The organism is Pseudomonas sp. NY15364 (genome assembly GCF_048068235.1).
Lineage (GTDB): Bacteria > Pseudomonadota > Gammaproteobacteria > Pseudomonadales > Pseudomonadaceae > Aquipseudomonas > Aquipseudomonas mendocina_D.
Map to the genome: position 1 here is coordinate 22,778 of NZ_JBLUPX010000040.1, position 8,476 is coordinate 31,253.

Consider the following 8,476-nt stretch of genomic DNA (forward strand, 5'->3'; position numbering starts at 1 on the left):
TCGGCACAAGTATCGCCGGCGGCGTTGGTTTGGTCAACGCCGGCGGCGATGGATAAACTATCGCCGCAGGGAATACGCTAGGCAGATGAAAAAACGCGACCTTGAAGAGTGGGAACTGGCAGAGTGCATGGCGCTGAAAAAGGCCGTGGACGCCTATAACGCGGGTAAGCCAAGAGCTGAACGTTTGAGCCAGGGCAAGATCGCAGACGCGCTCGGCATGAACCAAGGATCGGTGAGCTCCTACCTGAACGGTGTAAACGCTCTGAACGCGCGCGTTGCTGGCATCGTTGCCGGCTTGATCAAAGTGCCGGTCGAAAGCTTCAGCCCACGACTCGCGAAAGAAATTGCCGAAATGGCAGCTCCTATCGTTGGCGGGGCCAAGCAAGAGTCAGCCGGGCAGGCAGCCTCCTCCGAACAAGCTGGCACTTATGGCGCTGCTGCCAAAGTAATGGAGATGCTGAGCAAGCACGGCAAGAGCCTCACCGAACAGGCCCAGCAGCGCCTACTGGATGCCGTCAGCGAAACCCTGACAGAGGTGAAGTCAGGCAACGTCATCCCCGGCAACTTCTCCCGAGCGGCTCGCCTACAGGATGGCGACATCCTCATCCCGCAATACGACGTACGCGCCTCGATGGGCCACGGCCAGGTGCCGGCCGACTACGTCGAGTTCGTGCGCAATGTGGTGGTCAATGGCTTGCAGCTCGAGAAGCTCGGCCTGGAGTACACCTCCCCCGCCAACCTCAGCATCATCACCGGCTGGGGCCAGTCCATGGCCGGCACCATCGACGACAAAGACCCGGTGATCGTCGACCGCGGCATCACCGAGTTCAACGGTGACGGCGTCTACGTGCTCACCTGGGACGGCATGCTCTACATCAAGCGCCTGCAGAAGGCAGACGCCGACCACTTCGACATGATCTCCGACAACGAGAAGCACAAGGATCGCGTGGTGCCCGTGGGCGACGTGACGATCCACGCGCGCGTGCTCTACGTTTGGAAGGGGCAGAAACTTTGAAATCCCGCACCCGCTGCCGGCACGCATACCACCAACGCCTGTCGAAATTGGATAGGTATAGTGATACTATATCGAGGACGATATAGTGTACGAACTGGTTGTGCATGACGACGCAACTCAGGATCTCCGCGAAATCCTGAGCCGTGACAAAGCCAGTGGCGTTAGGTTGACCGCGTTCATTCGCGAGCTAAGGGACAGCCAAGACCTGCTTGACAGGCTGTCTAGGATAGGCTTTGGCGGAAGACCTGCACGGCCCGTGCCGAGAGGCGCAACATTCAACGTAGGAATGTGGTCAGCAGCGCAGAACAAAGGCATGAACCTGTGGCGCGTCCGTAGCTTTGCGCCAGAAGCCCTGGGTTACAGGATCATTTATGCCTTTTGTCCCCCAGATCGATACACGATTCTAGCGATTGCAGAGAAAGCAGATGAAAACGATGAAAATGACACAAGATTCGACTACTCACTTAGCCATGACCGGTCGATACGCATTTTCAGAGCATACCAACAGCTATTTGACCTCTAGCGATGCTGGCGAGTCTATTCCTGCGCCGGCAGCTAAGATCTACAAGCTGGAGATATCCATACCGATTTCTAAGCTTGCGCAGTGCAATACCGACTTTGATTCCCTGCTGTCAGAAATTGAATCAGATCCAGAGAATGAAGCACTCTTAACTGAGTCAAATAAGTGGATTTCTGAAACTTTTCTAGGCGATGAACCACTAACGCTTCAGAAAGCTCGCCTTAACGCAGGATACTCGCAAGCTAATCTTGCCAAGCTAATGAATACAAGTCAGGCGCAGGTGTCGTTAATCGAGAGAGGCAAGTGCGATCCTCACTTCTCAACAATCTGCAAGCTCTGTGAGCTTTTAAAGATAACGCCCAATCAAATTCATGAAATGCTAACCAACGCACAAGGCTCGGGTGAACAAGCATGAACGAAAGATCAGCGTACGCGATCTATTGCGAAGACGCTAGAGAAGAGGTTCACGGCAAGGTATCTCTGATGGGTATCTATGCTGATTACGCTATTTTTAGCAAGTTTCCGGCGAACGTCAGCAAATTTGTTATTGTCGTATTTGCAAATACTAGCCGCTCGAACCCATTTAAAACCCTTAAGTTCCGAGCCAAGGCGGGAAATCATGTGCTTGGCGAAATGGATATCGACCAGAATAATATACAAGAAGATTTAGCGGCTAGCCCAGTTGACCTCGAAGACATACAAGTAAAGGTTCAGATGGTCTTTACGCCAATCAGCGTCAACAAGCCCTGCAAAGTCTACGTTGAAGTTATAACTGAAAGTGAGACATTAACGACACGCCCACTGATATTTGAAACCTCTGAGCGGAAAGACATCCCTATACCAGTGCTCAGAGAAGTTGAAGGTAAGCTCCCGGAAAATCTTGCCTGAGACAGGCCGGCATATCTCCTAGACGAGATTTTTTTTGGGGATCTGATCGAGAACGGGGCGTGCACGTTACTGTCGCGACGCCGCCCCGGTAAATTCCCTTCCTTCAAAATGGCGCTCCCGCCTCCGCCACCTCAACCCGCATCAAATCCCCCTCCTCTTCCTCGATCCGCGCATCGGCATCCGTAGCCGCGTCCCAGCTGACCGTCACCGTACCGTCCTCGTGGCGCTCCAGGCTCAGCCCGTCAGTCTCCTGCAGCAGCTCCAGAATCGCCTGCCAGGCGTAGTCCGGGTCTGTATCCAACTGGAAGATGGTCACCCGCCGGTTTAGCTGTGCAGTAGGCGCCTGAATCATCGCGGAAACCCGCAAGCCCAGGCGATCAATCGCATTCATCGGTGCGTTCTGTTCGGTTTTCGGCATCGGTCTACGCCTCTCCTTTTGCTGTATATCCATACAGTAAACGAGCAAACCGCTAGCCGCAACAGCCTGATCTTTTCTTGCGCGCCAAATAAAATATATCGCCGCAGGCGTTGACTTATTCAACGCCGGCGGCGATATTTATTCCATCGCCGCCGGAAACGACGGCCAGGCCGCAAGGCCACACAGCGCTGGTGAAGACGCCAGCTAGCCCGGACAGCGCGAAAGCTGACCCCGGCCCCGCGAGGGATCGACCGGCTCTGGAAGACAGAGATTGTTCTTTATGGAAAGCATCACTGAAGCCGGTTCGATGAGCCGGCTTTGGGATGACAACCATAGAAGGGAATCACGATGGCTCAGTTCAACATCGACGCACACCTGAGCGATGGCAAAAGCCTGCAGTGGCTGGCCATCGCAGATGAAGGCGAGAGCCTGCAATCGGTAGCCGATCAGGTGAAGCGCGCAGCCAGCAAGAAGTTCGGCCCTGCCGTTTTGCTCAAGCGCTGGGGCGTGATGCGAGCCAGCAACGGCTGCATCACGGTTCGCATGCACTCATAGGCTGGCGTTTGATCCCCAGCACCACCCGCTAAGCGTTGGGCGAACCCGGCGGGCGGGTGGTGCCCGTGCCGCTTCGGCATGCCACTGCGTTAGCGCCGGTCAATCTCAGCCGGCAGATCAGGCGCGCCAACGCCCGGATCAAAGCGCGCACCGGTGAATAAAGCGGTAGCCAGGGTGGCCGGTGAATGCCGGCAGTCCCAGCAAGCGGCGGGCCTCGCCGTGGGCGACAGAGAGGCCACCCCCCTACATCAACATCCACCACAGGTGCCCACCATGAACGCACTCACCAAAGCCCGCGAATCCATCGCCGAGCTGCTCGACGCCATGCGCCACACCAGCCAGGCCCGCATGGCCGCCCAGCAGCGCCAGCGCCAGCCAGTACCCGCCCCGCGTGCCACCCACCTGGTGTGCAGCGGCAACGCCATGATCCGCGTGGTAGACGTCGACACCGGCCGCGTGCTCGGCTTCCGCCGCACCGTGCGAGAAGCGCGCTGGCTGGCCTCTGCCCTCGAGCGTGGCCTCCACCTGCAACACTGAGGGCGCCAGCATGCTCCAGAACCCGCACTACAGCAGCCATGCCGAACAACAGGCAGCCCTGGGCTGCGCCGCCAACCTCGACCCCATCAAACACCCACGCCGCTACGCCAAGCAGCAGGCGCGGGAGAAGTTTAGGCCAACCAAACGCTGCCCCCAGCCCGCGAGCGACGAGCGCACCCCGGAGCTGCTCGAAAAAGCCAGGGCCGTGACCCACCTCGGCATCGTAGAGGCCGCCCGCGCACTCGGCGTCAGCCGCGGCGTACTCAACCGCCTGCGCGATGACTACGGCCTGGACTTCTCCCAGCCTGCAGGGCGCAGCGGGGCAAGCCGCGTCAAAGCCCTGGCCGGCGCCAACAAGACCATGAAGGAACTCGCCGAAGCGGCGGGCCTTACCTACAACCACACCTACAAGCTCTGCAAGCTGCACGGCATCGAACCCGGAGTGCCCTATGGCCAAGACGCAGAAGGATCGTGACGAAGCCACGGCCCAGCGGCGCAAGGCCGCCGGCGAAGAGGAACTGCGCCACCGCGTGCGCCCGGGCATCCTCGCCATCCTCACCGAGCTGATGGAATGGGGCGCACACACCGAGCGCACCGAATGCCTGCAAACGCTGCTGCTCAACGTCCACGCCCTGGGCCGCGACCAGGCCGCCGCCCTGCTCCAACCACCGCGCCACGAAATCCAGCTATCGGAAAGCGTGGCGCGCCAGCTCTACCAGCAAGGCGCCGAACAAGCCGGGCGCCTCGATCGGCAAGAGCAGTAACCCACCACCCACCACACCGGCCGCAGCAGCGGCACGGGATCGTTCGTTCTGGAGAAAGCCATGCAAGCCACCCTTTATGCCGGCCTTCGCAACCCGGCGCGTGACATGGAAATCTTTCAAGCCGTTGCCGCCAAGACCATCTCCGAAGTGGCGGCCGACTTCGAGCTGGCCCCCAGCACCGTGCGCGCCGCCTGCAAGCGCATCGAGGACTTGGCCGTCTTCGACCTCAAGCTAACAGGGGGGGGGTAAGCAGCTTGTCGTTGGGCCTGTTGCCGCCAAGTCGTTCCGGCGCGCCGCGCTGGCCGCCTACCGCCATTTCTGCGGCACTTTCCGCAACCTGGAGCTGAACACCTGGGCGGTTACGGACGGTGAATCGACCATCTCAATCACCGAGCTGCGCGACCTCGACAGCGGCCACGCATCGGTAACCACCGACGACAAGCCATGACCAAAGCCTGCTGGTACGTCTGCCTGCCCTGCGGGAAGCGCTTCCCGATGGTCGGCAGCAAATGCAACCACGACGAAGCACTGGCCCATGCACTGGGCATCTGGCCCCACTGCTGGGTGGAGTGAAAGCCCCGCGTAGCAAAGGGAAAAGTGCTTTGTTTCAATGCCTGGAGAAAGCAATGCGCCGCCCAAGCATTCGCGAGAACAACGAACTGCTCAACGCCTTCGACTACGACAAGCACTACCGCGACACCGAGGCCAGGCTAAAGCTGGAAGAACCAGAGCTATGGGCCTATGTCATGCAGGTGCGCGGGCCGGAGGGAGAGCAACCCATCACCCACCTGCCCCGCCCCGGCGACACCATCCGCGACAACACCAGCGGCCAGCAGCTGCGAGTGGTGCGGGTCTATGAGGCCTGGGGGTCAATCAGCATCGAGGCGAAAACGCTCGACCGCAATGCCACCAGCTACTTCAATGGCTATCGCCTTGAGGGTGGCCGCCTGCTGGGCGCCAAGTACACCCCAGGCATGGCTGGGCACAACATCTACAACCAAGGCCAGTGCGAGCTATTCATCCTCAAGCGCGCCTATCAGGTGATGCCGCACGGCCGCAGGGCGGTGATGCAGGCCATGCCTGACCTGTTCGCCTAATCAGCCACCCTGCCCGGCCGCCATCCTTGCCCGATGCGCGGCCGGAGCTACTCCGCTCATTTCAAAGGGCTCTTCCAATGACCCGCCGCAAACCCCACAACATGCGCGCCCGCATGGAGCGCGCAGCGGGCGCACTGTTGCGCCAGCACCATGCATGCATCGTCGACGCCAGCGTGCCCGAGGTGCAGGTCATGCTCAACTACAAGAACCTGCGCCAGATCCTATCCAATAAGGTGGCCAACGCCCTGTGCGACTTACCCCACCACTGGACGGTCTACATCTCGGCCATCTGCCAGAGCGGCAATGAGCGCTGGGCGAAGTCGGTCGAGTACGAACTGGCTGGCATCCACGTCATCACCAAGCTGCCCGACCTATTCGAGCAGCCGGTGCAAGACATCATCGCCACCTGCAACCCCAGCCACGTCATCGGCCACGCCTGGATAGCCGTACCCGACAGCATCGTCATCGATGCGAGGGACGCTCACCGCATCTACGAGCGCGTCAGCGCCTGGGGCATACCGCAACAGGCCAGCGCCTGACGCTCGGGCGCGCTGGTGGCGCCGGAACCCTACCCCACAACCCACCTTTCACGCCAATGGCGAGGGAGAAGTCATGCCCACTGAAAACACCGGCAACGCAGATTTCCTACGCGACGTGGCCACCCACGAACTGAAGATCATCCGCCAGGAGCAGCAGCCAGCCATGATCCCGCGCCCTACCGTAACGCAGGAGATGAAGATCGAAGCCGCACGACTGCTGGCGGCAGCTGTCGGCTGGCCGGCTGACTATGCCGAAGATATCGCCAACCAGTTCAACGGCAACATGGACGGCTACGAGTTGGCCAAGGAGCTGGAGCGCTGGTGTAGCTGGGATGTTCCTCGCGACATGATGGAGGAGCTGGACGACATGCAATACCAGGTCGACAAGCTCCTGGCTGCTGCTGAGCGCAAATGGTTCGAAGAGAACGACATCCAGCCACCCCACCCAATCGGTACCCGCATCCGCGATCGGCGCTGGAAGGATGGCGAGGTCGGCTGCATTGACGGCATCTACGAGCACGGTGTCGCCAAGTACCTGATGAAGCCGGACGGACAGGACGACGAAGCTACAGGCAACCGGAGGCTGATCATCAAGTTCGAAGACGCGGAGCTTGTTGCCTGATGCCGAACCACTACCCCAAGGCAGGCCGCTGCCGTGGCTGCGCCAAACTGCACGACGACTGCAGCGCCCTTCCCTTCGAAACCATGCCAGTGCATCGCCGCGACGGCCAAGACGTTGCGGTGATCTGCACGGAGTTTCGCCAGATCAACCACGGCGCCAGCCTGCGGGCGGTGCCAAGGAGCAAACCATGACGCCGAACCGACAGCAGCGCCGCTTGCTGGAAAAGGAAAACGCCAAACAGCCTCGCACGCTCCAGCCGGTTCCGCGTAGCGAGTGGCCAGATCACCCGCGCCAGCCGAAGGAAGTCTGGCGCTCACGTGACTATCTGGTGCAGGTCTACGCCGAGCCATCCGGCATGGAGCGCCTGAGCATCAGCAGCACCAGCCTGCAGGGCGAGCGTTGGGCGGACGGCCTGAGCTGGGAAGACCTGATGGCGCTCAAACGCCAGTGCGGCCGAGGCGACCGCGACGCCCTGGAGGTCTACCCGGCGGACAAGGACGTGGTGAACGTGGCCAACATGCGTCACCTATGGCTGCCGACTGAGCCGGTGGCATTCGCATGGAGGCGTTCGTGATCCCGCCCCAACCCATATGCCGCGACACCCGCAAGCCCTACCCCTGCGGCTGCTCACGGTGTAACCCGAACTGACATGAGCGCCGCCCGGCGCAGATATGGAGCTAAGCCAATGAAAGAAGAGTTCACCGCCATCGACATGGCCACGGCTGCGGCCGATGGTTTTCGGGCTGGGCAAAGGGCCGCGAATGCCGAACTGGCTGCCCAACTCAGTCGGCCAAAAGCCATGACACAACAATGCGTGAACTGCCCAGGCGCCGAAGATCACAGCACAGCTCAGTGCCCGCTGGTGAGTGAGCAGAGCAAGATTGATGCGGAGCGGGCGGCGTTTGAGTTTGCCGCAAATCAAAAATTCTATGGCGGCTTGGCCGCAGTAGGCGATACGTGGAGCGAGGATCGAGGCATGTACGTCGATCCCGCGCACCACATGGCGTGGTGGGCTTGGCAGCAGCGCACCAGCCTGCCGGTGGGTGTGCCGGATGGCTACAGATGGCATCTGGTGCCGAAGGAAGACACTGACGCCTTCAACGCCGCATGCTCTGCGGCGAATGACGCGCACCTTGGCGGTGTTGGCCCTTGCGGTGTCTTCATCGCTGGGTATCGCGCCATGCTCGCCGCCGCACCTGCCGCCCCAACCGTCAAGGCTGAGCAGGTGCAGATCGACCCGTCGCATCGTGCACTGATCAAGAACGCCGCAGGACTGCTGCGCATCCGCCGACCTGTTGCCCCTGACGTTGAGCGCGTAGCCGCCGATCTTGAGCTGATGCTGGCTGGTCACGCTATTCCAGCAGAGAAGCCATCACGTGAGTGGCTGGAGGTTGCAGAGCTAGCTGATCAAGCCCCCTCCCTGCCGGCTGCTGGATCGGCTGTGGAAGAGGTGGAGGCGGTTGCGTGGCAGGATGCCGATAATCCCATGTACACCACCGCCGAGCGGCGCGTGATGTTGGA

General features: G+C 60.5%; 16 protein-coding genes. 15 read left to right on the forward strand and 1 reads right to left on the reverse strand.

The genetic code is table 11. The annotated features are described in order from the left end of the window. Positions 1 to 85: 85 nt before the first annotated feature. From ACNFCJ_RS21910 to ACNFCJ_RS21920, 3 genes are all read left to right on the forward strand, one after another. The gene (locus ACNFCJ_RS21910) at positions 86 to 1,015 is read left to right on the forward strand and encodes a LexA family transcriptional regulator (RefSeq protein ID WP_416773622.1); all 930 of its coding nucleotides are present in this window, start codon (positions 86 to 88) and stop codon (positions 1,013 to 1,015) included. A gap of 425 nt (positions 1,016 to 1,440) precedes the next feature. Then, entirely contained in the window at positions 1,441 to 1,950 is a 510-nt protein-coding gene (locus ACNFCJ_RS21915) for a helix-turn-helix transcriptional regulator (RefSeq protein WP_416773623.1), read from the forward strand. Continuing rightward, positions 1,947 to 2,423 carry a DUF6941 family protein gene (locus ACNFCJ_RS21920; protein ID WP_416773624.1) on the forward strand — a complete coding sequence of 159 codons (477 nt, stop codon included), beginning with the start codon at positions 1,947 to 1,949 and terminating at the stop codon, positions 2,421 to 2,423. Before ACNFCJ_RS21915 ends, ACNFCJ_RS21920 begins: the two co-directional genes overlap by 4 nt. A gap of 103 nt (positions 2,424 to 2,526) precedes the next feature. Here ACNFCJ_RS21920 and ACNFCJ_RS21925 read toward each other — a convergent pair whose 3' ends face one another. Continuing rightward, on the reverse strand, positions 2,527 to 2,841 hold the full coding sequence (locus ACNFCJ_RS21925; protein ID WP_416773625.1) for a DUF1654 domain-containing protein: 315 nt from the start codon (positions 2,839 to 2,841) through the stop codon (positions 2,527 to 2,529). A gap of 348 nt (positions 2,842 to 3,189) precedes the next feature. Here ACNFCJ_RS21925 and ACNFCJ_RS21930 point away from each other — a divergent pair, with 348 nt between their 5' ends. From ACNFCJ_RS21930 to ACNFCJ_RS21985, 12 genes are all read left to right on the forward strand, one after another. After that, the gene (locus ACNFCJ_RS21930; protein WP_416773626.1) at positions 3,190 to 3,396 is read left to right on the forward strand and encodes a hypothetical protein; all 207 of its coding nucleotides are present in this window, start codon (positions 3,190 to 3,192) and stop codon (positions 3,394 to 3,396) included. Between the two features lie 273 nt (positions 3,397 to 3,669). Next, positions 3,670 to 3,933 carry a hypothetical protein gene (locus ACNFCJ_RS21935; RefSeq protein ID WP_416773627.1) on the forward strand — a complete coding sequence of 88 codons (264 nt, stop codon included), beginning with the start codon at positions 3,670 to 3,672 and terminating at the stop codon, positions 3,931 to 3,933. A gap of 10 nt (positions 3,934 to 3,943) precedes the next feature. After that, positions 3,944 to 4,408 carry a hypothetical protein gene (locus tag ACNFCJ_RS21940; RefSeq protein ID WP_416773628.1) on the forward strand — a complete coding sequence of 155 codons (465 nt, stop codon included), beginning with the start codon at positions 3,944 to 3,946 and terminating at the stop codon, positions 4,406 to 4,408. Then, positions 4,383 to 4,697, forward strand: coding sequence for a hypothetical protein (locus ACNFCJ_RS21945; protein ID WP_416773629.1), 315 nt, complete (start codon positions 4,383 to 4,385; stop codon positions 4,695 to 4,697). The genes ACNFCJ_RS21940 and ACNFCJ_RS21945 overlap by 26 nt, the downstream gene beginning before the upstream one ends. 60 nt (positions 4,698 to 4,757) lie before the next feature. Beyond that, positions 4,758 to 4,946, forward strand: a complete 189-nt coding sequence (locus ACNFCJ_RS21950; protein ID WP_416773630.1) for a hypothetical protein — start codon at positions 4,758 to 4,760, stop codon at positions 4,944 to 4,946. 195 nt (positions 4,947 to 5,141) lie between these two features. After that, positions 5,142 to 5,270 carry a hypothetical protein gene (locus ACNFCJ_RS21955; RefSeq protein ID WP_416773631.1) on the forward strand — a complete coding sequence of 43 codons (129 nt, stop codon included), beginning with the start codon at positions 5,142 to 5,144 and terminating at the stop codon, positions 5,268 to 5,270. Positions 5,271 to 5,323: 53 nt separating this feature from the next. Continuing rightward, the gene (locus ACNFCJ_RS21960; RefSeq protein WP_416773632.1) at positions 5,324 to 5,794 is read left to right on the forward strand and encodes a hypothetical protein; all 471 of its coding nucleotides are present in this window, start codon (positions 5,324 to 5,326) and stop codon (positions 5,792 to 5,794) included. Between the two features lie 77 nt (positions 5,795 to 5,871). After that, positions 5,872 to 6,333 carry a hypothetical protein gene (locus ACNFCJ_RS21965; protein ID WP_416773633.1) on the forward strand — a complete coding sequence of 154 codons (462 nt, stop codon included), beginning with the start codon at positions 5,872 to 5,874 and terminating at the stop codon, positions 6,331 to 6,333. Between the two features lie 73 nt (positions 6,334 to 6,406). After that, positions 6,407 to 6,955 (forward strand): hypothetical protein, encoded by a 549-nt coding sequence (locus tag ACNFCJ_RS21970; protein ID WP_416773634.1) that lies wholly within the window; start codon positions 6,407 to 6,409, stop codon positions 6,953 to 6,955. Beyond that, positions 6,955 to 7,146, forward strand: a complete 192-nt coding sequence (locus tag ACNFCJ_RS21975; protein WP_416773635.1) for a hypothetical protein — start codon at positions 6,955 to 6,957, stop codon at positions 7,144 to 7,146. Before ACNFCJ_RS21970 ends, ACNFCJ_RS21975 begins: the two co-directional genes overlap by 1 nt. Next, complete coding sequence (locus ACNFCJ_RS21980; protein WP_416773636.1) at positions 7,143 to 7,529, forward strand: hypothetical protein; 387 nt, start codon at positions 7,143 to 7,145, stop codon at positions 7,527 to 7,529. Before ACNFCJ_RS21975 ends, ACNFCJ_RS21980 begins: the two co-directional genes overlap by 4 nt. Before the next feature lie 111 nt (positions 7,530 to 7,640). Continuing rightward, a partial coding sequence (locus ACNFCJ_RS21985; protein WP_416773637.1) for a hypothetical protein occupies positions 7,641 to 8,476 on the forward strand: 836 nt, incomplete at its 3' end.

Excerpts from the sequence above, each read along its gene's own strand:
- ACNFCJ_RS21960 (WP_416773632.1), top strand. The coding sequence starts at position 5,324 with ATGCGCCGCCCAAGCATTCGCGAGAACAACGAACTGCTCAACGCCTTC.
- ACNFCJ_RS21965 (WP_416773633.1), top strand. The coding sequence starts at position 5,872 with ATGACCCGCCGCAAACCCCACAACATGCGCGCCCGCATGGAGCGCGCA.
- ACNFCJ_RS21930 (WP_416773626.1), top strand. The coding sequence starts at position 3,190 with ATGGCTCAGTTCAACATCGACGCACACCTGAGCGATGGCAAAAGCCTG.
- ACNFCJ_RS21955 (WP_416773631.1), top strand. The coding sequence starts at position 5,142 with ATGACCAAAGCCTGCTGGTACGTCTGCCTGCCCTGCGGGAAGCGCTTC.
- ACNFCJ_RS21980 (WP_416773636.1), top strand. The coding sequence starts at position 7,143 with ATGACGCCGAACCGACAGCAGCGCCGCTTGCTGGAAAAGGAAAACGCC.
- ACNFCJ_RS21910 (WP_416773622.1), top strand. The coding sequence starts at position 86 with ATGAAAAAACGCGACCTTGAAGAGTGGGAACTGGCAGAGTGCATGGCG.
- ACNFCJ_RS21920 (WP_416773624.1), top strand. The coding sequence starts at position 1,947 with ATGAACGAAAGATCAGCGTACGCGATCTATTGCGAAGACGCTAGAGAA.
- ACNFCJ_RS21975 (WP_416773635.1), top strand. The coding sequence starts at position 6,955 with ATGCCGAACCACTACCCCAAGGCAGGCCGCTGCCGTGGCTGCGCCAAA.
- ACNFCJ_RS21945 (WP_416773629.1), top strand. The coding sequence starts at position 4,383 with ATGGCCAAGACGCAGAAGGATCGTGACGAAGCCACGGCCCAGCGGCGC.
- ACNFCJ_RS21970 (WP_416773634.1), top strand. The coding sequence starts at position 6,407 with ATGCCCACTGAAAACACCGGCAACGCAGATTTCCTACGCGACGTGGCC.
- ACNFCJ_RS21915 (WP_416773623.1), top strand. The coding sequence starts at position 1,441 with ATGAAAACGATGAAAATGACACAAGATTCGACTACTCACTTAGCCATG.
- ACNFCJ_RS21925 (WP_416773625.1), bottom strand. The coding sequence starts at position 2,841 with ATGCCGAAAACCGAACAGAACGCACCGATGAATGCGATTGATCGCCTG.
- ACNFCJ_RS21940 (WP_416773628.1), top strand. The coding sequence starts at position 3,944 with ATGCTCCAGAACCCGCACTACAGCAGCCATGCCGAACAACAGGCAGCC.
- ACNFCJ_RS21950 (WP_416773630.1), top strand. The coding sequence starts at position 4,758 with ATGCAAGCCACCCTTTATGCCGGCCTTCGCAACCCGGCGCGTGACATG.
- ACNFCJ_RS21935 (WP_416773627.1), top strand. The coding sequence starts at position 3,670 with ATGAACGCACTCACCAAAGCCCGCGAATCCATCGCCGAGCTGCTCGAC.